The following is a 24403-nucleotide window of genomic DNA, read 5'->3' on the forward strand; positions in this document are numbered from 1 at the left end:
GGCCGGCAGCGGGGTCTGGGGGCGCAGCCCCCAGGGATGGGACGGGTAGGGGCGGCGGGGGCGAAAACCCCCGTGCCCCAAATGACCGCAGGGTAAGGGAACGGTAAAGCGGGTCCGCTCGTTCACCGGTCATGACAGCTATGACACCCGGCTCGAACATCCCTCTCCCCGTCACCCGAGTGACGGTGGACGTCGCTGCCCCGGTGCGGCTCGACGTATCGAGCCTGCTGCTCACCGCCGACGGCAAGGTGCGCTCCGACGACGACTTCATCTTCTACAACCAGCCGACCGGCCCGGGCGTGACGTACCGCTCCGGCGGCGGCACCAGCCCCGACTCGATCACCGTCGACACCACCGCCGTCCCCCCGGGCATCGAGAAGATCGTCGTCACGGCGAGCCCGGACGCAGCGGGCCAGACCTTCCAGGGCATCGAACCGACGGCCACCATCCGCAACGCGGCCGACAACACCGTCCTGGCCTCGTTCACACCCCCACAGCTCGGCACGGAAACCGCACTGGTGATCGTCGAGGTCTACCTGCGCAACGGCGCCTGGAAGGCCCGCGCGGTGGGCCAGGGATATGCGAACGGCCTGGCCGGCATCGCCACGGACTTCGGCGTGAGCGTGGAGGAACCGGCCCCGACACCGGCCGCGCAGCCGACCCCGGTCCAGCCGCCGGCGCCCCCGGCACCCGCGATGGCCCCGCCCGCCCCCGTCACGTCGGTCAGCGCGCCGCCCCCGCCCGCCACCGCACCCCCGGCTCCCCCCGCCCCGCCCCTGGGCGCCGGAAAGATCAACCTGGACAAGGGCCGCGTAAGCCTCCAGAAGAACCAGACCGTCTCCCTGGTCAAGGGCGGCCGACCCCTCCTCTCCCAGGTCAAGATGGGCCTCGGCTGGGAGCCCGCGTTCCGGGGCAAGGACATCGACCTGGACGCGTCGGTCATCGCGTACGGCCCGCAGCGCAACCACATCGACAGCTGCTACTTCGGCAAGCTCTCCATCGTGAACGGCGCGATCAAGCACTCCGGCGACAACCTCACGGGCGAGGGCGGGGGCGACGACGAGGTGATCGTGGTCGACCTGGGCCGGCTGCCCCAGGAGGTCACCGGTCTGGTCTTCACGGTGAACTCGTTCTCCGGTCAGAAGTTCACCGAGGTGGCGAAGGCGTACTGCCGTCTCCTGGACGCGGCGACGGGCGAGGAACTGGTCCGCTTCGACCTCACCAGCGCCGAACCGCAGACGGGCGTGATGATGGCGAAGATGATCAAGCAGTTCTCGGGCGAGTGGGAGATGACGGCGATCGGCGACTTCGTGAAGTCCCGCACGGTAAGGGGCATGGTGAAGCCGGCCGCACAGTCGCTGTAACCACGCTCAACCGCACCACCAGACACCGCACCCTCGCACCACCACACGACCGCACCACCCGCCGAAGCGGGCCGTGGGGCAGGCATCACGCCGCCGCCGTCATTCCGTCACCTTGACGACGAACGCGGCGACGTTCCCCACGGTCCGCCGGATCTTCTCCTCCAGCGTGATCGTCTCGTGCAGCCGCGCCCCGGCGCCCGCGTCCTTCCTGCCCCGCACGTACAGCGAGCAGCAGAGGTCGCCGCATATGTACACCCCCACCGAGTTGCCCTGCTTCCCCGCCTTCCCCGCCCTCCGCGCGACCATCAGGGACACGCCTCCGGTGTGCGAGGTCAGGCACATCGAGCACATGCTGCGCCGCGTCTGCCCGAAGGCGGGCGCGGAGGCGCGCAGAGCGACGGCGGCCGGACGGCCGTCCAGTTCGGTGACGAGGTAGGCCCGGTCAGGTGCCTGCGGATCCCGCCATCCCAGGAAGTCCAGGTCCTCCCAGGGACGGTCGGCCAGGTCACGCGGCACGGCCAGCCGCTGTGCCTCACCCTTCGTACAGTTCACGAACGCGGCACGGATCTCTTGCTCGGTCAACGACTCCATAACGGCAGGCTAATTTGCCTAAAGCATTTAGGCAAACCTATATTCGCCTTAGCCAAACAGCCTCGATGGAACAGTCGCACAGCCGAACAGTGGACGGCCGAACAGGAGGAGGGTCATGGCACGCGTCGGACTGACCGCGGAACGCCTTACCAGAGCCGGAGCGGAACTCGCCGACGAGGTCGGCTTCGACCAGGTGACCGCCTCCGAGCTCGCCCGGCGGTTCGACGTCAAGGTCGCGAGTCTGTACTCGCACGTCAGGAACACCCAGGACCTCAAGACCAGGATCGCCCTGTTCTGCCTGGAGGAACTCGCCGATCAGGCAGCCGACGCCGTGGCCGGACGGGCCAGCAAGGACGCCCTGACCGCGTTCGCCGACGTCTACCGCGACTACGGCCGGGACCACCCCGGTCGCGCCGCCGCCACCCGCATGAGACTCGACCCCGAGACGGCCGCCGCCAGTGCGGGCGTCCGGCACGCCCAGCTGACGCGGGCGATCCTGCGTGGCTACGACCTGGCGGAGCCGGACCAGACGCACGCCGTCCGGTTGCTGGGCAGCGTCTTCCACGGGTACGCGAGCCTGGAGACGGCGGGCGGCTTCAGCCACAGCGCCCCCGACTCGCAGGAGACCTGGACCCGGATCCTCGACGCCCTCGACGCCCTGTTGCGCAACTGGCCGACCGCTTCCCCCCTTTGAACGACCTTTGAACGACCTGCCAACGACAGCGGGAACGGACAGGACCAGACCAGGACCAGACAGGCCCAGGAAGAACAAAGAGGACAGGCATGCACCCCGAGCACGGCTGGACGACCACGCCCATCACCGCGGACCTGATACGCGGCGCCCTGGACCTGGAACACACCTCCCACGGCGTACTCCCCCACCGTCTGCCCGCCCGGGCCCGCGCCCAGTGCACGGACCCCCAACTCATGTCGGCGGAGGCCCAGCCGTCCGGCGTACGGCTGGTCTTCCGCACCCGGGCGACCTCCGTCGAACTGGACGCGCTGCCCACCAAGCGGGTCTACGCGGGCGCCCCGCCTCGCCCCGACGGTGTGTACGACCTCCTCGTCGACGGCCGGCTGGCCGCCCAGTCCAGCGTGACCGGCGGAGGCAACACCCTGACGATCGACCTGACCGCCGGAACCGCGGCACACGAACCCGGCCCGCCCGGCACCCTGCGCTTCACCGGCCTGCCGGACCACCTGAAGAACATCGAGATCTGGCTGCCCCACAACGAGACCACCGAACTGGTCGCCCTGCGCACCAACGCCCCCGCCGAATCCGTGACCGCACTCGACCCGGCTCGCAAGGTATGGCTGCACCACGGCAGTTCGATCAGCCACGGCTCCGACGCCGCGAGCCCCACGGCCATCTGGCCCGCGCTCGCCGCGTCCCTCGGCGGTGTGGAACTGATCAACCTGGGCCTGGCGGGCAGTGCGCTGCTCGACCCGTTCACCGCCCGCGCGATGCGCGACACCCCCGCCGACCTGATCAGCGTCAAGATCGGCATCAATCTGGTCAACACCGATCTGATGCGTCTGCGTGCCTTCGGCCCCGCGGTCCACGGCTTCCTCGACACCATCCGCGAGGGCCACCCGACCGCACCGCTGCTGCTCGTCTCACCCCTCTACTGCCCCATGCACGAGGACACCCCCGGCCCCACCGCCCTGGACGTCAGCACGATGGGCGACGGTCAGGTGCGCTTCCAGCCCATGGGCGACCCCGCCGAGCGCGCCGCCGGCAAACTGACGCTCAACGTCATCCGGGAGGAGCTGGCCCGCATCGTGGAGCAGCGGTCGGCGGACGACCCGAACCTCCGCCATCTCGACGGCCGCGAACTGTACGGCGAGGCCGACTTCGCCGAACTCCCGCTACCCGACCAGCTCCACCCGGACGCGGTCACCCACCGCCGCATCGGGGAGCGCTTCGCCGAACGCGCCTTCACGGGACCAGAACCACTCCTGGCACCGGAACCACTTCTGCGATCCCCGGAGTCGGCCCTCCGCGACGACTAGAACAGCGCGCTGTACGCGTTCAGCGCGGGCTGACCGCCCAGGTGCGCGTACAGCACGGTGGAGTCCCGCCCGATCTCTCCCCGAGCCACGAGATCGACCATCCCGGCCATCGACTTTCCCTCGTACACGGGGTCGGTGACCATCCCCTCGGTACGGGCGGCGAGCCGCATCGCGTCCAGGGTCGGGTCGTCGGGGATCCCGTACGTACCCGCGTGATAGCGCTCGTCCAGCTCCACGTCCTCCTGGGTCAACTCCCGCTTGACACCGATGAGTTGGCCGGTGTTGTGGGCGATCCGCGCGATCTGTTCCTTCGTCCGGGCGGGCGCCGCCGACGCGTCGATGCCGAGCACCCGCCGGGACCGGCCGCCCGTCTCCTCGAGCGCCGCGAACCCGGCGACCATTCCGGCCTGGGTCGACCCGGTCACCGAGCACACCACCACGGTGTCGAAGAAGACCCCCAACTCCCGTTCTTGCTCGGCGACTTCGTACGCCCAACCGGCGAACCCGAGGCCGCCCAGGGGATGGTCGGAGGCACCCGCCGGAATCGCGTACGGCTTGCCGCCCCCTTCCTCCACCTCCCGGAGCGCCAGCTCCCAGCTCTCCTTGAACCCGATACCGAACCCGGCGCGCACCAGCCGCACATCGGCCCCGGCGAGCCGGCTGATCAGGATGTTGCCGACCTTGTCGTAGACGGAGTCGGGCCACTCGACCCAACTCTCCTGTACAAGCACGCACTTGAGCCCGGCGCGGGCGGCACAGGCGGCGACCTGACGGGTGTGGTTGGACTGCACACCGCCGATCGAGACGAGCGTGTCGCAGCCCTGGGCAAGCGCGTCGGCGACCAGGTACTCCAGTTTGCGGGTCTTGTTGCCGCCGTACGCGACACCGGAGTTGCAGTCCTCGCGCTTGGCCCAGAGGGCGGCGCCGCCGAGATGGGCGGTGAGCCGCTCCAGCGGGTGCACGGGCGAGGGCCCGAAGAGGAGGGGGTAACGCGCGTACGAGTCAAGGGACATGGGGTTCCTCCCGGGATCAGTCGCTGTCGGCGAGCTCGGCGAGCCCGCGCCAGATCTCCGCGGTGACACGGACCGCCTCGTCCACGTCCCCGGCGGCGCAGGCATCGAGGAGCCGGTCGTGCAGGCCGGCCGAACGGCAGTTGCCGCCCTCGCTGAAGCGTCGTCGCTCCAGACGGCGGATGAGCGGTGTGTAGCGGGCGGCGGTGGCGGCGGCGGCGCGATTGCCGCTGACCCGGACGAGGACGTCGTGCAGTTGGTCGTCGGCTCGCAGAGCGGACTCGACGTCACCGGCACGGACCGCCTCCGCGAACCGCGCGTTGGCCGCGCGCATCGTCTCGACGTCCGCGGTGAACAGCCGGGGCACGGCGGCCCGCGTGACCAGCTCGTGCATGGCCCCGACCACGGCCGCCGCGTCCCGCACGTCGGCGGCCACGACCGGCGTCACCTTCGTGTAGCTCTGCGGCTTGCTCTCCAGCAGCCCTTCGTCGACCAGTCGTGCGAACGCCTCGCGAACCGGCGCCCGGGACAGCCCGAGCCGCTCGGCGAGCTCGGCGTCCCGCACCACAGCACCGGGTTCGATCTCACCGGCGACGATGGCATCCCGGATCGCTTCGTACGCGCGATCCCTGAGGAGGGTCCGGGGGACGGGTCGTATCGCATCCACAACTGAAATGTTAGATGTCAGAGACGTGGGCGCACAAGAGCGCACCAGGCGCACACACAAGAATGTGGCCCGCACCGAAGTACGGACCACACCCCGCTCAGCTCACCCGGCCCACGGCCAGTCCGAGTCCCGTGGGCCCGAACGTGTGCCGGTTCCGCGTCCCCGACGGACCGTGGCCCGCCAGGTACCCGGCGAGGTCCCAGGTGTAGACCGGTACGTCGGCCGGCACCTGCTCGGTCGGGTCTCCGTGAACGCTGTGGGTGTACTGCTCGTCGGTGACGATCAGCACCCGGTCGTGCTTCTTGTATGTACGTGACTTCGCGTGCTAACGCCGCTGCCGCTTCCACGGCCCCGTAATGGCCAGCATGATCCCCGGCGTCTGGATGTTGGCGTACAGCGTCTTGCCGTCCGGCGAGAAGGTCACGCCGGTGAACTCGCTGTATTCGGGCGCCTCTTCGGTGCCGGCGTTGAGTTCGTTGCGGGCGATCGGGTACGTACGCCCGCTGTCCGTCGCGCCGAACAGGTGCTGCACGCCCTCGCCGTCCTCGGCGATGACCAGGCCGCCGTACGGGGAGACGGTGATGTTGTCGGGCCCGTCGAAGGCACCGTCGGCGGACGGGTCGGGGTTCACGCCCAGCAGGACCTTCAGGGTGAGCGTGCGGCGCCTGGGGTCGTAGAACCAGACCTGGCCGTCGTGCTGGACGGGGCTCTCGGCGCGGGCGTACGAGGAGACGATGTAGGTGCCGCCGTCGGCCCACCACATGCCTTCGAGCTTGCGGGCCCGGGTGATCTCGCCGTCGGCGAACTGCTTGCGCACGGCGACGGTCCGGCCGTCGCGGTCGGGTACGTCGACCCAGTCGACGCCGTACACCGTGCCGATCTTCGTGGCCCGGGAGAGGTCGTCGACGAACTTACCGGCGGAGTCGAAGCACTTGGGCGCCTGGAGGGTGCCCGCGGTGTCGGAGAGGGTGCGGAAGGCGCCGTGGCCGTAGTGGAAGTGCTGCGGCGGGGTCCAGCGGTACAGGAGGCCGTTGGGTGTGGCGGCGTCCTCGGTGAGGTAGGCGTGGCCGCGCTTCGGGTCGATGACGACGGCCTCGTGGTCGTAACGCCCGAAGAACTTGAGGGGCTTGGGGTTCAGGTTGGCGCGCCTGTCGCAGGGGTCGACCTCGAAGACGTACCCGTGGTCCTTGGTCATGCCGTTGACGCCGGCGCGGTCGGAGTTCTCCTCGCAGGTGAGCCAGGTGCCCCAAGGGGTGCTGCCGCCCGCGCAGTTGGTGGAGGTGCCGGCGATGCCCACCCACTCGGCGACATGGCCGCCGGGACGCACCTCGACGACCGTGCAGCCGCCGGACGCGGCGGGGTCGTAGACGAGGCCCTCGGTGAGCGGCACCGGGTACTTCCAGTTGGCGCGCGGGCCCTTCAGCTCGTGGTTGTTGACGAGGAGGGTGGTACCGCGTGGGCCCGCGAAGGCGGCGGTGCCGTCATGGTTGGACGGCGTGGTCTCGCCGGAGTCCAGGGTGGTCTTCCCGCTGTAGGTGATCACGCGGTACGAGAATCCGGCGGGCAGCGCCAGCAGGCCCTTGGGGTCGGGCAGAAGCGGGCCGTAGCCGACTTCGTGGTGCCGGTCCACCGATTCCCCGGCCACGCTCTCCGTGGACGCGAGGGCGCCCGGCGCGGTGGCGAGGGCGCCGACACTGCCGGCCAGCGCGACCCCGGCCGACGTGATCGCGGACTGTCTGGCGAAGTCCCTGCGGGTGAGCGACATGGCGTCTCCTGTGAAGGTGGGCGTCCCGTAACCACCACCGTCCCGCCCACGCCTGAACGCGAGTTGAACGGAACCCGACGTCACGGAACGCGCTTCCGAATTCGCCGCAGAGGGCAGCTGCCCCGAAGGGGCAGCGCCGAAGGGGCGCGGGGAACTGCGCGACCAGCCACAACGGCGCCGCAGCCGACAACGACCCAGCACGACACAGCGCGGCACCTCCTGCGGAGCCGCTTCGCTCAACCCCCTTGCTGCGACCGCGCCTTGAACGCCGCCTTCCGCGCCTCCTTCGCCACCCGCTTGTCCGGATGCAACCTCCCCATCGCCTCCAGCACGTCCGGCGTGGCCGGATGGTCCACACGCCAGGCCGCCTCGAAGAAGCCGCCGTGCTGCTGGGCCAGTCCCTCCACCAGTCCGACCAGCTCCGCCGAGTTGCCCTCGGCCGCGAGCTGCGCGGCCACCGTGTCGATGGTCAGCCAGAAGACCATCGCCTCGGACGGGGCCGGCACGTCCGGCGCGCCCTGCTCGCTGAGCCAGACCCGGGCGAGGCCGCCCAGTTCGGCGTCGCCGAGGACCTCGCGCAGCGCGGGTTCGGCCTCGGCGCCGACGAGGGACAGGGCCTGCTGGCAGCGCAGCCGCCGCAGCGGCGCACCGGCGTCGCCGCCTCGGGCCGCCGCGAGCAACTCCCGTGCCGCGGCGAGGGGTTCGCGGCGGGTCAGCCACTGTTCGGTCTCGGCCCGCGCGGCCGTCGCGGGGAAGGCGGCCGTGCCGTCGAGCAGCGCGTCCGCGCCTTTGTCGGCGAGGTCACCGACGGCGGGTGCCTCGAAGCCGGCCTCCAGCAGCCGGGCCCGTACGCCGTACAGGCCGAGCGGGGTCAGCCGCACCAAGCCGTAGCGGGAGACGTCGGTGTCGTCGCCCGCCTGCGCGCCCTCGGCCGGGTCGTCGGTGTCCGCCATGAGCGCCTCGTCGACGGGCTGGTAGGCGACGAGCCCGATGGGTTCGAGCAGCCTGAACTGGTCGTCGAGGCGCATCATCATGTCCGAGACCTGCTCCAGGACGTCGTTCGTGGGCTCGCCCATGTCGCTCGGTACGACCATGGACGCGGCCACCGCCGGCAGCGGCACCGGGCTGTCGACGGGCCCGCCCTCACTGACGCTCAGCAGGTACAGGTTGGCGAGCACACCGTCGAGGAAGTCGGCCTCCGCCTCGGGGTCCCAGTCCAGCTGGGAGAAGTCGACCTCGGCGGTCTCGTCCATGGCGTCGACGAGATCGTCGAGGTCGGGCACGCTCGCGTCGGCGAGGACACTCTCCAGTGCCCCGAGCCACACCGCGAGCACCTCGTGCGGTGACCCGGAGGTGAGCAGCGCCAGGTCGTCGCCCACGGTGACGGTGCCCTCGTCCTCGTCGACGACCTCGACGAGCCCGGCGTCCACGGCGACCCGCCACGCCTCACCGGCGTCCGCGAGCGCGTCCTCGGTGCCCGCCCCGCCCGCGGCTTCGCCCTCGATCAGGCCCAGGGCCCTTGCCGCCGCGGCCAGTTGCTCCTGGACCAGTTCGCCGCCGGCTCCGACCCTGGTGTCCGGTCCGGCCCAGCGGGCGAGCCGGGCGGCGCGGGACACCAGCGGGGCGGCGAGCGCTTCCCGCGCCAGTTCCGCTTCGGAGTGCAGTCGCACCGGCGGCAGGGGGGAGCTGTCTGACATCGGCTGTTTTCTCCTCAGGCGCCCGAAAGGCCGACAGCGGCATCCGGATGCGTCCGGAGTCCGACGACGGCGTCTGACGACCGTACGACGTTGTGTTGAAGGCCGTACGACTCAGCCGCTCAGCCTAGACGGATTTGGCAGCATGCCGCCCGGTTCATGAACCTGTCAGAGCTGGTACATGGCTGAAACCTTGACAAGTGGCGTGACCAGGCAGGAGATTGACGCGCGTAGAAGTCGAGGGGACGCCGATCCATCGCATCGCCTTGTCTTCCGCCAGGTTCTATCGTGTTCACTGTTCTCCCAAGCCGGGCGTTCACTGCCGATCGCCCGGTGCCGAGCCTTCGGTGCGGAGCCTTCCGCACCGGAAGTTCACCCGATGTCTACGCGCGTCGCCAGCCGCCCTGCAGCTCGCGTTCCCCCCACGGCACCACCCTTACCACCTTCGTCCCGGCACCCATGTTTGTCCCCGGAGGGATCCCGTTGCCGAGCAAGTCTTCCGCGCGCCTCGGCGCGCTCACTGTCGCCGCCGTCTGCTCCACGCTCGCCACCCTGGTGGTGCTGCCGTCGGCCGCTCACGCCGACACAGTGCGTATTCATGACATCCAGGGCACCACACGCCTGTCCCCGCTCGCGGGCGAGAAGGTCACGGACGTGGCGGGAATCGTCACCGGTGTCCGTACCTACGGTTCGTCGCGCGGGTTCTGGATCCAGGACACCGCCCCGGACGCCGACCCGGCCACCAGCGAGGGCGTCTTCGTCTTCACCAGCACCAAGCCGACCGTCGCGGTCGGCGACTCGGTCACCGTGACCGGCACGGTCTCGGAGTTCGTGCCCGGCGGCACGTCGTCCGGCAACCAGACGGTGACGGAGATCGTCAAGCCGACGGTCACGGTCGTCTCCGGCGGCAACGCGGTCCCGGCCCCGGTCGTCGTCGACGCCAGGTCGGTACCGGCCGCCTACAGCCCGGACGGCGACGCCACCGCGAGCGGCTCGGTGAACGCGCTGACGTTGCGTCCCAAGAAGTACGCCCTGGACTACTACGAGTCCCTCGAGGGTATGAACGTCCAGGTCAAGAACGTCCGCGTGGTCACCGCCACCGACCCGTACACCGAGCTGTGGGTCACGGTGAAGCCGGACGAGAACGACAACCGGCGGGGCGGGTCGGTGTACGGCGCGTACACGTCGCAGAACACCGGCCGGATCCAGATCCAGTCGCTGGGCGCGGTCGCCGACTTCCCGACCGCGAACGTCGGCGACAGCCTCAAGGGCACCACGACCGGCCCGCTGGACTACAACCAGTTCGGTGGCTACACGCTCGTCGCGAACGAGCTCGGCACCCTGAAGCAGGGCGGCCTGAAGCGCGAGATCACCCGCAAGCAGTCGCGCGGCGAGCTGGCGGTGGCGACGTACAACGTCGAGAACCTCGACCCGTCGGACACCACCTTCGCCGCGCACGCCGCCGCGATCGTGAACAACCTGCAGTCGCCCGACATCCTGTCCCTGGAGGAGATCCAGGACAACAACGGCGCGACGAAGGACGGTACGGTCGCCGCCGACCAGACGGTCAAGAAGCTGATCGACGCGATCGTGGCGGCGGGCGGCCCGGCGTACGACTGGCGCTCCATCGACCCGGTCGACCTCGCGGACGGTGGCGAGCCCGGCGGCAACATCCGTCAGGTGTTCCTGTTCAACCCGGCGCGGGTCTCCTTCACCGACCGTCCGGGCGGCGACGCCACTACCGCCGTCGGTATCACCAAGGACCACGGCAAGGCGGCCCTGACCCTCTCGCCGGGCCGAATAGACCCGTCGAACGCGGCCTGGACGAACAGCCGCAAGCCGCTCGCGGGCGAGTTCGTCTTCCGCGGCAAGACCGTCATCCTGATCGCCAACCACTTCGCCTCGAAGGGCGGCGACCAGGGTCTGACCTCGCAGTTCCAGCCGCCCGCGCGCAGCTCGGAGACCCAGCGTCACCTCCAGGCGACCGCGGTGAACACGTTCGTCAAGGACATCCTGAAGGTCCAGAAGAACGCGGACGTGATCACGCTCGGCGACATCAACGACTTCGAGTTCTCCAACACCGCGAAGCTGCTGGAGGACGACGGCGCCCTGTGGTCGGCTATCAAGTCGCTGCCGAAGAGCGAGCGTTACACCTACGACTACCAGGGCAACAGCCAGGTCCTGGACCAGATCCTGGTCAGCCCGTCGATCAGCCGGGGCTGTGACTTCGACTACGACTCCGTGCACATCAACTCGGAGTTCAACGACCAGATCAGCGACCACGACCCGCAGGTGCTGCGCTTCAAGCCGTAGTCACGTAACTCCCTCTGGATCAGGACTGGTTGAACACTCCGTTCAGCCAGTCCTGCCAGGCGGTCTCACATTCCTTGATGTCGGCTCCCGGCGTGAAGTCGTGCAGGGAGATGCCGACGGGATAGCCCCAGTGGTTGCGCCCGAAGACGCGGGTCAGTCCCCTGTCGGTGCGCAGCCCGATGAAGTACGGGTCGCGGAAGTCGACCACGGCCTCGAAAGTGTCAGGCCCTTGGATCGTCACCCGCGAACCGACCGGCACGTCCTCCCCGACCCCGAGCGCCCGTCCGACGGCGGCGAGGGCGTCGGCGGCCTTCGACGCCTCGGGTCCGTCGAAGGTGGCGAACACGGCCGGCCTGGGCGCGAAGTGGATCAGGTACTCGCGCAGGGTGTGCAGATAGAAGTCGGTGTGCCGGGCGGCGCCGTCGTACTGGTTGTCCCAGTCGTCGACGAAGATGCCACTGTGCACATACCGGACCCAGGCCCGGCGGCCCTCGTCACGCGGCTCGACCGTGTAGTCGAGCTGGTTGAGGGTCTGCTCGGAGATGCCCTCGACGTTCTCGACGCGGTTGGTGTAGCGGTGCGGCGGATCCCAGGCGATGACCGTGGACCCGAAGGGTCCCCTGCCGCCGACCCGCGGCTCCGGCGGCTCCATCGGCCAGAGATACCCGCCGGTCCCCGTGGTGACCGCCTCCCACACCTCCTGCGGACTGACATCGACCTCGAACTCACGAGCGATCTCGAATTCCCTGGCAATTTCCTCGGACATGGCGCTCACTCCTGGATTTCCGCTGTGCCTGTGATGTCTACGGTGTCGGTGATGTCGACGGTGTCGATGGCGTCCGCCGCGCCGGAAGCCGGGTCACCGGCGGCCTGGGGCCTGACCGTCGGGTGCACGGCCACGACGATCCGGTGATCGCGCCCGCCCTCCGCACCGGGTGAGTCGTACTTGCGCACCAGCGCGCTGACGCCGGCCGTCAGCTCCTCGATGAACGCGGCCCGGTCGGCGGCGGAGGCGAACCGCACCTCGCCGTCGAGCGCGTAGGTGGCGAGCCGCTTACGGGCCCGGGCGGCCCCGGTGACCAGGGTGCCGACGTCCCGCACCAGCCGCGCCCCGACCGCCAGCAGCCAGCGCGCGGAGAGCTGGTCCCGGAACCGGTCGGGATCAGGCTGCACGGCGGCCAGGGCGAGCGGCGAGATGACGTACGACGCGGCGGTCGCCCGCATCAGCCGCTCGGTGACATTGCCCTTGCGGCGCTCCCCGGCCAGTTCGACCAGCCCGTGCCGCTCCAGCGCCTTGAGGTGGTAGTTCACCTTCTGCCGGGGCAGTCCGACCTTGCCGGCCAGCATGGCGGCCGACGCGGGCCCGGCGGCCAGTTCGGCGAGCAGCCGGCCCCGTATGGGGTCCAGCGAGACGGCGGCGGCCGCCGGGTCCTCGATCACGGTGACGTCCAACATGACTCCACCGTCCCACCGAAAACTTTTTTTGTCCAGGAGAGAAAATCCTTCGGCAAGCAGGGGTGAACGTCGCGGCGACACTGAAGTACCACTTACACGTACCCGGTACAAGAATTAAGTGGAGCTTCACGGAAGCTTCGCCGAGACTACTCGCATGTCGACACCACTCACGCCGCCTCCTCCCCCCTTCGGCCGCGCCCTGTGCGCGATGGTCACTCCCTTCACCGCCGAGGGGGCCCTGGATCTCGACGGGGCGCAGCGGCTCGCCGACCGGCTGGTGGCCGGGGGCTGCGACGGCCTCGTCCTCTCCGGAACGACGGGCGAGTCCCCGACCACGACGGACGCGGAGAAGTCGGCGCTGGTACGGGCGGTGCGGGAGGCGGTCGACAGGCGGGCGTCGATCGTGGCGGGCGTCGGCACCGCGGACACCCTGCACTCCGCGGAACTGGCGCGGGCGGCCGAGAAGGCGGGCGCGGACGGCCTGTTGACGGTCGCGCCGTACTACAGCAGACCCCCGCAGGACGCGATCGAGGCCCACTTCCAGGAACTGGCGGACGCCACCGACCTGCCCCTCATGCTGTACGACATCCCGGGCCGCACCGGTGTCCGCATCGAGCCGGAGACGATGATCCGCCTGGCCGGGCACCCGAGAATCGTCGCCGTGAAGGACTGCGCGTACGACCTGATGGGCACTCAGAAGGTACTGTCCGAGACGGACTTGGCGATCTCCACGGGCTGCGACGAATACGTACTGCCGCTGTACGCGCTGGGCGGCGCCGGATACGTCAGCACCGTGGCGAATGTGATCCCACGTCACTTCCGCTCGATCATCGACGCGTTCGACGCGGGCCGCACCACCGAGGCCGCCCGCCTCCAGCAACGGGCGCTGCCGCTCATCGAGTTGATGATGGCGTCCGGCCTGCCCGGCGCGGTCACGGCCAAGGCCCTGCTCGGCGGGCTGGGCCTGCCCTCGGGTCCGGTACGGGCACCGCTGCGGCCGGCCGGCCGCGAGGCCACGAACGACCTGCTGGCGGCGTACGAGGACGTACGGGACTTGGCGTAGGGCACGGCGACCGAACAGAAAGGGACCCGTACCACGCGCGAAGGCGGCGGTACGGACCCCGGCCGATGAGGCCGATGAGGCCGATGACAGTCATTCGCCGACTGCCACTCGTCAACTGTCACTCCCAGCGGTGCCCGTCACCGAACAGCAGGAAGTGCTCCAGCACGTCTTCCATCGGATCGTCGACCTGGCCGATGTTGACCAGACCGATCCGGGGGCCGTTGTGCGAACCGGTGTTGGTCTCGTCCGCGTACGCCGTCCCCGCGGGGACCCCGCAGACCACGGCCGCGGTGACCGCGCCCGTCAGCCAACGCGCCGCGGTCCTCGTCCGCACGTTTGTCATGTGCTCCACCCCTCGTCGGTACTTCCACCTCTTCTGCCACCTCTGCTCCGGCAGCTGATCGGACTCTGTGTCCACCCGTTCATCTGCCTGAAGCCCGACGAGGTCACGCGGAGCAACCCGTACGTGATCTTGGGCGTCGCCTTCCGTACCCGTACGGGTACAGGGGAACGTCAGTTGTGGCTGTGCAGGACGTCGTTCAGACCGCCCCAGACCGCGTTGTTCGGGCGGGCCTCGACCTTGCCCGTGACGGAGTTGCGGCGGTAGAGGATGTTGGAGGCGCCGGAGAGTTCGCGGGCCTTGACGATCTGCCCGTCGGGCATGGTGACGAGGGTGCCTGCGGTGACGTACAGCCCGGCCTCGACCACGCACTCGTCGCCGAGGGCGATCCCGACGCCGGCCTCGGCGCCGACCAGGCAGCGCTCGCCGATAGTGATACGGACCTGGCCGCCACCGGACAGCGTGCCCATCGTCGAGGCACCGCCGCCGATGTCGGAACCGTCGCCGACCACGACACCGGCGGAGATACGGCCCTCGACCATCGACGTACCGAGCGTGCCGGCGTTGAAGTTGACGAAGCCCTCGTGCATGACGGTCGTACCCTCGGCGAGGTGCGCGCCGAGGCGCACCCGGTCGGCGTCGGCGATGCGGACACCCTTGGGGGCCACGTAGTCGGTCATGCGGGGGAACTTGTCGATGGAGGTGACCTGGAGGTACAGGCCCTCGGCACGGGCATTGAGCCGCACCTTCTCGACGTCGTCCACGGCGACCGGGCCGAGCGAGGTCCAGGCGACGTTGGCGAGGTGGGCGAACATACCGTCCAGACTCTGCCCGTGGGGCTGCACCAGCCGGTGCGACAGCAGGTGGAGGCGGAGGTAGACGTCGTGCGCGTCGAGCGGCTTGTCGTCGAGGGAGGCGATGACCGTACGGACCGCGACCACCTCGACGCCCCGGCGCGCGTCCGGCCCGACCGCTTTCGCCGCTCCTTCACCGAGCGCCTCGACGGCCCGCTCGACGGACAGCCGCTCGGTACCGGCGGGGCCGGGCTCCGCGGACAGCTCGGGGGCGGGGAACCAGGTGTCGAGAACGGTGCCGTCGGCGGCGAGGGTGGCAAGCCCGGCGGCCACGGCGCCGGTGGTACGGGAAGCAGTCGTGTCGGTCATGGACAAAACCTAACGCGAGCCACCCCACCCGGGCGAACCACTACGACCGCATCTCAAGGACCGAGCACCGAGAGACCTAACGCTGCCTGGTAATCGAGGCGAGACGGGTGAGCGGGTGGGAAATGGCAGTTCAAGGGCACCCGGCAAACGAACCGAGTCGGGCGGGTGGGCGGGCAAACTCCCCATTCATCCCCGCAGCACCCTCCCGAACACCTCCCGAGCAAACCCCTCCTCATAAACACCCCCGGTAAGCAGCACCTGCAGACACATCCCGTCCAGCACCGCCACCAACGCCCGAGCAGTAACCGCATCCGTCCGCTCCCCCAGCAGCTCCGCAACCCCCTCCGCCCACTCCGCCGCGACAGGCCGCAACGCCGGCCGCCGAAGCGCCGCCAAATACAACTCGCACTCCAGCTCGACCCCCGCCCGGTCCCCCGACAGCCACTCCCCCAGCAACCCGGCGAGTTCCCCCGCCAGATCGACCCGGTCGTCCCGCAGCCCACCCCTCGCGGCGACCACCTTCGCGAACCCCTCGTTCGCCTGCCGCAGCGCGGCGACGAGAAGTTCGTCGAGGGTGCTGAAGTGATACGTCGTGGACCCCAGCGGCACATCCGCCTCCGCCGCCACCGACCGATGACTCAGCCCGGCGATCCCCTTCTCCCCCACCACCCGGATCGCCGCGTCGATGATCCGCTGGCGCCGCTCGGGGTCGTACCGCCGCCCCATCAGTGCGCCCCGCCCATGTTGAGCACGATGACCCCGCCGATGATGAGGACGATTCCTGCGACCTTCGCCACACTCATGCCCTCCCCGAGGAACACCGCACCGATCGTCGCGACGGCCGCCGTTCCGATGCCCGACCAGATGGCGTACGCCGTACCGACGGACACGGTCTTCAGCGTCTGGGCGAGCAGCACGAACGCGACGACGTACCCCAGTCCGGTCAGCACAGAGGGCCACAACCTGCTGAAACCGTCGCTGTACTTCATGGCGGTCGTGGCGCCCACCTCAGCGGCGATGGCTCCGACCAGCAACACATATCCCATGTGTACGAGTGTACGCATCGATGCGTACGACCGTACACAGTGCTGGCGCACAGCACCCACCCAAATCCACCCGCACTCCGCACCACGCCATCAACTCCCCCACCCCCCGGTCTCATTGAGGAAACAACCCTTCTCACGGCACTGGACGTCACCTAGCCTCGCGTCCATTACTGTTTCAACCACTCATTCACACGTTCGCCACAGGCGACGCCGGAGGAACAGCGCATGACAGAAGAAAAGCCCCGGCTCATCCCAAGTCAACCCTGGGAGAACGGCTGGGCCCCGGACACCACGCGCGTGCCCGGGACGCGGCGGCTCTGGATGGCGGGCACGCTGGCCCTGTCGGTCGTGGCCGCCTGTGTGACCGCGATCGTCATCACCGACCGGCAGCCCGAGGAAGCGGTGCCCGTGGCGAAGGAGCCCGCGACGTCGCCCGGTTCGACGTACCCCGGTCTCCTCACCTTCGCCTCTCCTTCCGCGGCCGGAACCGAGCCCCCGGGCGGAAAGAGCGGCCTGTCGTCGGCGCAGCCGACCGTGTCGGCCGCCAAGACCCCCGTTTCCGCCCCGGACGTCAAGGGTTCCGCCTCCGCTCCCGTGTCGGAAGCCCCCAAGACGCCCGCCGCGTCCCCGTCCCCCGGCAAGTCCTCGGCCGCTCCCTCGAATCCGGACCGCTCTCTCCTGAGGTCCGTCGAGGCGGTCAACTATCCCGACCGCTACTGGCACGTGTCAGACGGTCTGGTGAAGCTCGATCAGGTCCGCGGTTCGGAGTCCCGCCAGGACTCCACCTTCAGCGTGGTCAAGGGGCTGTACAACAACTCCTGCTACTCGTTCAAGACGCACGACGGCAAGTACCTGCGCCACCGCGACTTCGTCCTGCGCGCCGAACGCAACGACGGCTCCTCGCTGTTCAAGCAGGACGCCACCTTCTGCGGCGGGTACTCGGGGTACACGGGCGCGGCGGTACTCACGTCGGTGAACTACCCCAACTACGCGCTGCGCCACAAGAACTTCCAGCTGCGCCTGGACCCGTACGGCTACAACACGACCAACCGGCAGGACTTCTACTTCCGCGTGGTGGCCCCACTGGCCTGAGGCACATGCGAAAGCGGCGGCACCCGAGGGGGGTGCCGCCGCTTTCGTGTACCGCGTTCTTCGCGTGATGCTCAGACGTTGAACCCGAGCGCCCGCAGCTGGTCGCGCCCGTCGTCCGTGATCTTGTCCGGGCCCCACGGCGGCATCCACACCCAGTTGATGCGCAGCTCGTTGACGATGCCGTCCGTGGCGGACTTGGCCTGGTCCTCGATGACATCCGTGAGCGGACAGGCCGCCGACGTCAGGGTCATGTCGATCGTCGCGATGTTGGCGTCGTCGATGTGGATCCCGTAGATCAGGCCGAGGTTGACGACGTCGATGCCCAGTTCGGGGTCGACGACGTCGTACAGCGCCTCGCGGACCTCGTCCTCCGAGGCCGGCTTCATCTCAATGGTTGTCTCGCTCATGCCGTCTTCCTTTCGGCGGCGTCCGAACCCAGAGCCTGGGCCGTCGCGTCCTTCCACGCCATCCAGCTCAGCAGCGCGCACTTCACCCGGGCCGGGTACTTGGAGACACCGGCGAACGCGACAGCGTCCTCCAGCACCTCCTCCATCGCGTCGTCCGGTTCGAGCCTGCCCTTGGACTGCATCAGCTCCAGGAAGGTCTCCTGGATCTTCTGGGCCTCGGACACGTCCTTGCCGACCAGGAGCTCGTTCAGCACGGAGGCCGATGCCTGGCTGATCGAACAGCCCTGGCCCTCGTACGAGACATCGCTGATCGTCGTACCGTCGTACTTCACGCGCAGGGTGATCTCGTCGCCGCACGTCGGGTTGACGTGGTGCACCTCGGCGTCGCCGTCCCGCAGACCACGCCCGTGCGGGTGTTTGTAGTGGTCCAGGATGACTTCCTGGTACATCGAATCAAGCTTCATGCGATCGCTCGCCAATCTCCTCAGCCGAAGAAGTTCCGTACGTGCTCCAGTCCGTCGACCAGAGCATCGATCTCGGCCGGCGTGGAGTACAGATAGAACGACGCTCGCGTGGTCGCGGGAATTCCGTAGCGCAGGCAGACCGGGCGGGCGCAGTGGTGGCCGACGCGGACCGCGATGCCCTGCTCGTCGAGGACCTGGCCCACGTCGTGCGGGTGGATGTCACCGAGCGTGAAGGAGATCGCCGCGCCCCGGTCCTCGGCCGTGCTCGGGCCGATGAACCGCAGGTCGGGGACCTCGCCGAGCCGCTTCATCGCGTACTCAGTGAGCGCGTGCTCATGGGCGAGGATCTTGTCCATGCCGATCGCGGAGAGGTAGTCGATCGCCGCTCCCAGGCCCACCGCCTGGGCGATCGGCGGAGTGCCCGCCTCGAACTTGTGCGGGGCGGGAGCATAGGTCGACGAGTGCATCGACACGGTCTCGATCATCTCGCCGCCACCGAGGAACGGCGGGAGGTCCTCCAGCAGCTCCTGGCGACCCCACAGCACCCCGATACCCGTCGGGCCGCACATCTTGTGGCCGGTGAAGGCCACGAAGTCGGCCTGGAGGGCCTGTACGTCCATCGGCATGTGCGGGGCGGCCTGCGAGGCGTCGATCAGGACCAGGGCCCCGACCTCCTGCGCCCGGCGCACGATCTTCTCGACCGGGTTGACCGTGCCCAGGATGTTGGACACCAGCACGAAGGAGACGATCTTCGTCTTCTCGGTGATGACCTCGTCTATGTTCGACAGGTCGAGCCGGCCGTCGTCGGTCAGGCCGAACCACTTCAGCTTCGCGCCCGTGCGCTGCGCGAGCAGCTGCCACGGCACGATGTTGGAGTGGTGCTCCATCTCCGTGATGACGATCTCGGTCTCGTGGTCGACCCGGTAGGGCTCGTCGGCCCAGCCCAGCATGTTGGCCACGAGGTTCAGCGACTCGGAGGCGTTCTTGGTGAAGATCACCTCGTCGCGGCTGGGCGCGTTGATGAACGCGGCGACCTTGTCGCGCGCGCCTTCGTACAGCGCCGTGGCCTCCTCGGCGAGCACATGGATGCCACGGTGCACGTTGGCGTTGTGCTGCTCGTAGTACTCGGAGAGGGTGTCGATCACCTGGCGGGGCGTCTGGGAGGTCGCCGCGTTGTCCAGGTAGACGAGCTTCTTGTCGTCGTGGAGCACCCGGTCGAGGATCGGGAAGTCCTTACGGATCGCCTCGGTGTCGAGGAGGCCCGGCAGCTGTGTCACGCGACTTCCTCCCCTGAGTTCGCTCCGCTCACGGAGCCACCCTTCGTGGTGTAAGCCTCGTAGCCCTCGTTCTCCAGCTTGTCGGCGAGTTCGGCGCCGCCGGACTCGGCGATCCGGCCGTCGGAGAAGACGTGGACGAAGTCGGGCTTGATGTAGCGCAGGATGCGCGTGTAGTGCGTGATCAGCAGGGTGCCGACCTCGCCCGACTCGCGGACGCGGTTGACGCCCTCGGAGACGATGCGCAGGGCGTCGACGTCCAGGCCGGAGTCCGTCTCGTCGAGGATCGCGACCTTCGGCTTGAGCAGCTCAAGCTGGAGGATCTCGTGGCGCTTCTTCTCACCGCCGGAGAAGCCCTCGTTGACGTTGCGCTCGGCGAAGGAGGGGTCCATGTTGAGGCGCTGCATGGCCTCCTTGACCTCCTTCACCCACAGGCGCAGCTTCGGTGCCTCACCGCGGACGGCGGTGGCGGACGTACGAAGGAAGTTGGAGACGGAGACGCCGGGGATCTCGACCGGGTACTGCATCGCCAGGAACAGGCCCGCGCGGGCGCGCTCGTCGACGGACATCTCCAGGACGTCCTCGCCGTCGAGCAGCACGGTGCCGCTGGTGACCGTGTACTTCGGGTGACCCGCGAGCGAGTAGGCGAGAGTCGACTTGCCGGAGCCGTTGGGGCCCATGATGGCGTGCGTCTCGCCCTGCTTCACGGTCAGGTCGACACCCTTGAGGATCTCCTTCGTGGCGTTGTCGGCCTCGACGGTGACGTGCAGGTCTCGGATTTCAAGCGTTGCCATGGGTGCCTCAGGACTCCTGGGTGAGGGAGACGAGCACATCGTCCCCTTCGATCTTTACGGGGTATACGGGGACGGGGCGCGTCGCGGGAAGGCCGGACGGCTTACCGGTGCGGAGGTCGAAGCTGGAGCCGTGCAGCCAGCACTCGATCTGACAGTCCTCCACCTCGCCCTCGGAGAGCGAGACGTTCGCGTGCGAGCAGATGTCGTGGATCGCGAACACCTCACCCTCGGTACGGACGACCGAGACCGGCGTGCCGTCGAGTTCCACCCGCTTCGGGGTGTCCTCGTCCAGCTCGCTCAGCCCGCAGGCGCGTACGAACGTCGGAGAGGCAGTCATCAGACGGACGCCTCCAGCTCCTCGTCGATCTTCGCGAGAAGGCGGTCCTGGATGTCCTCGACGCCGATCTGCTGGACCAGCTCGGCGAAGAAGCCGCGGACGACCAGCCTGCGGGCCTCGTCGGCCGGGATGCCGCGGGCCATCAGGTAGAACAGCTGTTCGTCGTCGAACCGTCCGGTGGCACTCGCGTGCCCGGCGCCGACGATCTCACCGGTCTCGATCTCCAGGTTCGGTACGGAGTCCACACGGGCGCCGTCGGTGAGAACCAGGTTGCGGTTCATCTCGTAGGTGTCGGTGCCCTCGGCCTTGGCCTCGATGAGCACGTCACCGATCCACACCGCGTGGGCGCCCTCGCCCTGGAGCGCGCCCTTGTAGACGGCGTTCGACTTGCAGTGCGGGGTGTTGTGGTCGACCAGGAGGCGGTGCTCCTGGTGCTGGCCGGCGTCCGTGAAGTACAGGCCGAACAGCTCGGCCTCGCCGCCGGTGCCGGCGTAGGAGACGCGCGGGTGCAGGCGTACCAGGTCGCCCCCGAAGGTGACCACGAAGGACTTGAAGGTGGCGTCGCGGCCGATCAGCGCGTTGTGCTGGGCGACGTGCACGGCCTGATCGTCCCAGTCCTGGACGGAGACGACGGTGAGCTTGGCGCCGTCACCGAGGACGTACTCGACGTTGGCGGCGAGCACGGCGTCACCGGTGTGGTCGAGGACGACGACGGCTTCGGCGAACGCGCCCAGCTCGATGACCTGGTGGCCGTAGGCCACACCGCCCTCGCCGTGCACGGCGACGCGGATCGGCTCGGTGAGGACCGTCTCCTTGGGGACGGTGATCACGCCGGCCACCTCGAAGGCGCTGTACGCCTGCGCGGCGACGCGGTCCACGGGTGTGCCGGCCCGCCCGAGGCGCGCGTCGTCGCGGCCGACGGCCTCGACGGTGACGCCCTCGGGTGCCTGGACGTCCACCTTCACACCGGTGCCGGTGGCGACCGCGGTGCCGTCGTGCAGCCCGCGCAGCCGCTCCAGCGGGGTGAACCGCCACTCCTCCTCTCGGCCGTGGGGGACGGGGAAGTCCGCCACGTCGAAGGACGGCGGCGCGCTCATGCGCGTCGCGACGGTCGACTCGGCGGCAGCGGCCACCGCGATCGAGCCGGCGGTGGTGCTGCCCACCGATGGGGGTCCCCCCGCGCGAGCGGAGCCGAGCGTGGGGGAATTCTGGGCCTCAGCCATGGCTGTCGGTCTGCTCTCTTTCCTGCGTAAGTGGCTTGACGGGACGGCGACCGGCGGTCAGCCGACCGAGCCTTCCATCTGGAGCTCGATCAGCCGGTTGAGTTCCAGCGCGTACTCCATGGGCAGTTCCTTGGCGATCGGCTCGACGAAGCCGCGCACGATCATCGCCATCGCCTCGAACTCGGACAGACCGCGGCTCATCAGGTAGAAGAGCTGGTCGTCGGAGACCTTGGAGACGGTCGCCTCGTGGCCCATGGACACGTCGTCCTCACGGACGTCGACGTACGGGTACGTGTCGGACCGGGAGATGGTGTCCACCAGCAGCGCGTCGCACAGCACGTTGGACTTGGAGCCGTGGGCGCCCTCGGCGATCTCGACGAGACCGCGGTAGGACGTACGGCCGCCACCGCGCGCCACCGACTTCGACACGATGTTCGAGGAGGTGTTCGGCGCCATGTGAACCATCTTGGAACCGGCGTCCTGGTGCTGCCCCTCGCCCGCGAAGGCGATCGACAGGGTCTCGCCCTTGGCGTGCTCGCCCATCAGGTAGACGGCCGGGTACTTCATGGTGACCTTGGAGCCGATGTTGCCGTCGATCCACTCCATGGTCGCGCCCTCGTACGCCACGGCGCGCTTGGTGACCAGGTTGTAGACGTTGTTCGACCAGTTCTGGATGGTCGTGTAGCGGCAGCGGGCGTTCTTCTTGACGATGATCTCGACGACCGCGCTGTGCAGGGAGTCCGACTTGTAGATCGGGGCCGTACAGCCCTCGACGTAGTGCACGTAGGCACCCTCGTCGACGATGATCAGGGTCCGCTCGAACTGGCCCATGTTCTCCGTGTTGATACGGAAGTAGGCCTGGAGCGGGATCTCGACCTGCACACCCTTCGGCACGTAGATGAACGAACCGCCGGACCACACCGCGGAGTTCAGCGACGCGAACTTGTTGTCGCCGACCGGGATGACGGTCCCGAAGTACTCCTTGAAGAGCTCCGGGTGCTCCTTCAGGGCAGTGTCGGTGTCCATGAAGATGACACCCTGCGCCTCAAGCTCCTCGTTGATCTGGTGGTAGACGACCTCGGACTCGTACTGGGCCGCGACACCGGCGACGAGGCGCTGCTTCTCCGCCTCGGGGATGCCGAGCTTGTCGTACGTGCTCTTGATGTCGTCGGGCAGGTCCTCCCAGGACTGGGCCTGCTTCTCCGTGGAGCGGACGAAGTACTTGATGTTGTCGAAGTCGATGCCCGACAGGTCCGAGCCCCAGTTAGGCATGGGCTTCTTCTCGAAGAGGCGCAGGCCCTTGAGGCGGAGCTTGGTCATCCATTCGGGCTCGGACTTCTTCGAGGAGATGTCGCGGACGACGTCCTCGTTGATGCCGCGCTTGGCAGAGGCACCGGCCACGTCGGAGTCGGCCCAGCCGTATTCGTACGTGCCCAGACCCTCGAGCTCGGGGTGGGCGGTCTCCTCGATGGGGAGCGTCATGCTGGGTTCCTCCCGGCGGTACGTGCGGATGCTTTATGGGCGGTGGACAACGTGGTGGACAACTGTGGAGCAGGTGGAGCCGAGACGTGCGAGGCCTTGGGGATGAATGTCGTGCACACACCGTCGCCGTGGGCGATGGTCGCGAGCCGCTGGACGTGCGATCCGAGCAGCTGGGAGAAGATCTCGGTCTCCGCCTCGCAGAGCTGCGGGAACTTCTCAGCGACATGGACCACCGGGCAGTGGTGCTGGCAGAGCTGCTCTCCGACCGGTGCGCTACGCGCCGTAGCAGCGTACCCGTCCGCGCTCAGGGCCTTGGCCAGGGCTTCGGCGCGCTTTTCGGGGCCGGCGGCCTCGACCGCCTCGCGGTAGTTCGCGGCCTGCTCGGCGAACCGGGCCCGCGCGAAGGCGAGCACCGCCTCGTCGCCGCCCTCGCGCGCCGCGATCCAGCTCAGCGCGTCCATGGCGAGCTTGTCATAGGACTGGTCGAAGGCGTCGCGTCCGCAGTCGGTGAGCGCGAAGGCCTTGGCGGGCCGGCCACGGGTGCGTGCCCCGTAGACCCGCTGCTCACGCGGTTGTACGACGTCGTCGGCGACCAGCGCGTCAAGGTGACGCCGTACGGCCGCATGGGTCAGGCCCAGGCGCCCGGCGAGCTCGGCGACGGTCGAGGGACCGTGGTCCAGGATGGACCGCGCGACCCGGTTGCGCGTCGAGCGCTCACCGGTCGCGACATCCTCCTGGGGGGCGCCCATGGGGGCCTCCCGATCCTCGCCAACGTTTTTCACAACACCATTGTTGCGTAATTCCTCAGAGCGCGGCAAGCCGCGTCCCGTCTCCTTGGCGGTGCCC

At 68.9% G+C, this 24403-nt stretch carries 25 protein-coding genes and 1 pseudogene; 6 read left to right on the top strand and 20 right to left on the bottom strand.

Annotated features, from left to right (window positions below; genetic code table 11):
- Positions 1-140 precede the first annotated feature (140 nt).
- On the top strand, positions 141-1364 hold the full coding sequence (locus tag QA861_RS34060; RefSeq protein WP_334594934.1) for a TerD family protein: 1224 nt from the start codon (positions 141-143) through the stop codon (positions 1362-1364).
- Between the two features lie 99 nt (positions 1365-1463).
- On the opposite strand, the gene QA861_RS34065 is transcribed toward QA861_RS34060, so the two are convergent.
- The gene (locus tag QA861_RS34065; protein ID WP_334592512.1) at positions 1464-1955 is read right to left on the bottom strand and encodes an FBP domain-containing protein; all 492 of its coding nucleotides are present in this window, start codon (positions 1953-1955) and stop codon (positions 1464-1466) included.
- Positions 1956-2070: 115 nt separating this feature from the next.
- Between QA861_RS34065 and QA861_RS34070 the strand changes: the two genes are divergently transcribed.
- Positions 2071-2649, top strand: coding sequence for a TetR/AcrR family transcriptional regulator (locus QA861_RS34070; protein WP_334592513.1), 579 nt, complete (start codon positions 2071-2073; stop codon positions 2647-2649).
- Positions 2650-2738: 89 nt separating this feature from the next.
- A complete protein-coding gene (locus QA861_RS34075) occupies positions 2739-3968 on the top strand; it encodes an SGNH/GDSL hydrolase family protein (RefSeq protein ID WP_334592514.1) in 1230 nt (409 codons plus the stop codon).
- Here the strand turns inward: QA861_RS34075 and QA861_RS34080 are convergent.
- The 5 genes and pseudogenes from QA861_RS34080 to QA861_RS34100 form a co-directional block, all read right to left on the bottom strand.
- A complete protein-coding gene (locus QA861_RS34080) occupies positions 3965-4981 on the bottom strand; it encodes a 1-aminocyclopropane-1-carboxylate deaminase (protein ID WP_334592515.1) in 1017 nt (338 codons plus the stop codon). The genes QA861_RS34075 and QA861_RS34080 overlap by 4 nt on opposite strands.
- A gap of 16 nt (positions 4982-4997) precedes the next feature.
- Positions 4998-5645 (bottom strand): GntR family transcriptional regulator, encoded by a 648-nt coding sequence (locus QA861_RS34085; RefSeq protein WP_334592516.1) that lies wholly within the window; start codon positions 5643-5645, stop codon positions 4998-5000.
- Between the two features lie 102 nt (positions 5646-5747).
- Positions 5748-5967 (bottom strand): annotated as a pseudogene (locus QA861_RS34090) (TROVE domain-containing protein); the annotation flags it as partial.
- A gap of 3 nt (positions 5968-5970) precedes the next feature.
- Positions 5971-7410: an alkaline phosphatase PhoX gene (locus QA861_RS34095; RefSeq protein ID WP_334592518.1), complete on the bottom strand. Its 1440-nt coding sequence runs from the start codon at positions 7408-7410 to the stop codon at positions 5971-5973.
- 236 nt (positions 7411-7646) lie between these two features.
- Complete coding sequence (locus tag QA861_RS34100) at positions 7647-9107, bottom strand: hypothetical protein (protein ID WP_334592519.1); 1461 nt, start codon at positions 9105-9107, stop codon at positions 7647-7649.
- Between the two features lie 480 nt (positions 9108-9587).
- On the opposite strand from QA861_RS34100, the gene QA861_RS34105 reads away from it, so the two are divergent.
- A complete protein-coding gene (locus QA861_RS34105; RefSeq protein WP_334592520.1) occupies positions 9588-11417 on the top strand; it encodes a DUF8508 domain-containing protein in 1830 nt (609 codons plus the stop codon).
- A gap of 19 nt (positions 11418-11436) precedes the next feature.
- Here the strand turns inward: QA861_RS34105 and QA861_RS34110 are convergent, their stop codons facing one another.
- Together QA861_RS34110 and QA861_RS34115 are read right to left on the bottom strand one after the other, a co-directional pair.
- On the bottom strand, positions 11437-12171 hold the full coding sequence (locus QA861_RS34110; protein ID WP_334594935.1) for an SRPBCC family protein: 735 nt from the start codon (positions 12169-12171) through the stop codon (positions 11437-11439).
- Positions 12172-12188: 17 nt separating this feature from the next.
- Positions 12189-12872, bottom strand: a complete 684-nt coding sequence (locus tag QA861_RS34115; RefSeq protein ID WP_334592521.1) for an ArsR/SmtB family transcription factor — start codon at positions 12870-12872, stop codon at positions 12189-12191.
- Positions 12873-13026: 154 nt separating this feature from the next.
- Between QA861_RS34115 and dapA the strand changes: the two genes are divergently transcribed.
- Positions 13027-13935: a 4-hydroxy-tetrahydrodipicolinate synthase gene (gene dapA, locus QA861_RS34120; protein WP_334592523.1), complete on the top strand. Its 909-nt coding sequence runs from the start codon at positions 13027-13029 to the stop codon at positions 13933-13935.
- Positions 13936-14053: 118 nt separating this feature from the next.
- Here dapA and QA861_RS34125 read toward each other — a convergent pair whose 3' ends face one another.
- The 4 genes from QA861_RS34125 to QA861_RS34140 all read right to left on the bottom strand — a co-directional run bounded on the left by QA861_RS34125 (position 14054) and on the right by QA861_RS34140 (position 16484).
- The gene (locus QA861_RS34125; RefSeq protein WP_334592525.1) at positions 14054-14278 is read right to left on the bottom strand and encodes a hypothetical protein; all 225 of its coding nucleotides are present in this window, start codon (positions 14276-14278) and stop codon (positions 14054-14056) included.
- 170 nt (positions 14279-14448) lie between these two features.
- The gene (dapD, locus tag QA861_RS34130; protein ID WP_334592526.1) at positions 14449-15438 is read right to left on the bottom strand and encodes a 2,3,4,5-tetrahydropyridine-2,6-dicarboxylate N-succinyltransferase; all 990 of its coding nucleotides are present in this window, start codon (positions 15436-15438) and stop codon (positions 14449-14451) included.
- A gap of 186 nt (positions 15439-15624) precedes the next feature.
- Entirely contained in the window at positions 15625-16164 is a 540-nt protein-coding gene (locus QA861_RS34135) for a TetR/AcrR family transcriptional regulator (protein ID WP_334592527.1), read from the bottom strand.
- Positions 16164-16484, bottom strand: coding sequence for a DMT family transporter (locus tag QA861_RS34140; RefSeq protein ID WP_334592528.1), 321 nt, complete (start codon positions 16482-16484; stop codon positions 16164-16166). Before QA861_RS34140 ends, QA861_RS34135 begins: the two co-directional genes overlap by 1 nt.
- Before the next feature lie 225 nt (positions 16485-16709).
- Here QA861_RS34140 and QA861_RS34145 point away from each other — a divergent pair, with 225 nt between their 5' ends.
- Positions 16710-17576, top strand: coding sequence for an AbfB domain-containing protein (locus QA861_RS34145; protein ID WP_334592529.1), 867 nt, complete (start codon positions 16710-16712; stop codon positions 17574-17576).
- A gap of 71 nt (positions 17577-17647) precedes the next feature.
- On the opposite strand, the gene QA861_RS34150 is transcribed toward QA861_RS34145, so the two are convergent.
- From QA861_RS34150 to QA861_RS34185, 8 genes are read right to left on the bottom strand one after another with little or no spacing between them, the layout of a single operon-like run.
- Positions 17648-17983 (bottom strand): metal-sulfur cluster assembly factor, encoded by a 336-nt coding sequence (locus QA861_RS34150; protein ID WP_006373967.1) that lies wholly within the window; start codon positions 17981-17983, stop codon positions 17648-17650.
- Positions 17980-18447 (bottom strand): Fe-S cluster assembly sulfur transfer protein SufU, encoded by a 468-nt coding sequence (sufU, locus tag QA861_RS34155; RefSeq protein WP_044471548.1) that lies wholly within the window; start codon positions 18445-18447, stop codon positions 17980-17982. Before sufU ends, QA861_RS34150 begins: the two co-directional genes overlap by 4 nt.
- 20 nt (positions 18448-18467) lie before the next feature.
- Complete coding sequence (locus QA861_RS34160; protein WP_006373973.1) at positions 18468-19724, bottom strand: cysteine desulfurase; 1257 nt, start codon at positions 19722-19724, stop codon at positions 18468-18470.
- Positions 19721-20515, bottom strand: coding sequence for a Fe-S cluster assembly ATPase SufC (gene sufC, locus QA861_RS34165; RefSeq protein WP_334592532.1), 795 nt, complete (start codon positions 20513-20515; stop codon positions 19721-19723). The genes QA861_RS34160 and sufC overlap by 4 nt, the downstream gene beginning before the upstream one ends.
- Positions 20516-20522: 7 nt before the next feature.
- Positions 20523-20852: a non-heme iron oxygenase ferredoxin subunit gene (locus QA861_RS34170; protein WP_055524031.1), complete on the bottom strand. Its 330-nt coding sequence runs from the start codon at positions 20850-20852 to the stop codon at positions 20523-20525.
- Positions 20852-22075, bottom strand: a complete 1224-nt coding sequence (gene sufD, locus QA861_RS34175; protein ID WP_334592534.1) for a Fe-S cluster assembly protein SufD — start codon at positions 22073-22075, stop codon at positions 20852-20854. Before sufD ends, QA861_RS34170 begins: the two co-directional genes overlap by 1 nt.
- Before the next feature lie 57 nt (positions 22076-22132).
- Positions 22133-23557: a Fe-S cluster assembly protein SufB gene (gene sufB, locus QA861_RS34180; RefSeq protein ID WP_334592535.1), complete on the bottom strand. Its 1425-nt coding sequence runs from the start codon at positions 23555-23557 to the stop codon at positions 22133-22135.
- A complete protein-coding gene (locus QA861_RS34185; RefSeq protein WP_334592536.1) occupies positions 23554-24339 on the bottom strand; it encodes a helix-turn-helix transcriptional regulator in 786 nt (261 codons plus the stop codon). The genes sufB and QA861_RS34185 overlap by 4 nt, the downstream gene beginning before the upstream one ends.
- Between the last annotated feature and the right edge of the window lie 64 nt (positions 24340-24403).

Source organism: Streptomyces sp. B21-083 (assembly GCF_036898825.1).
GTDB lineage: Bacteria > Actinomycetota > Actinomycetes > Streptomycetales > Streptomycetaceae > Streptomyces.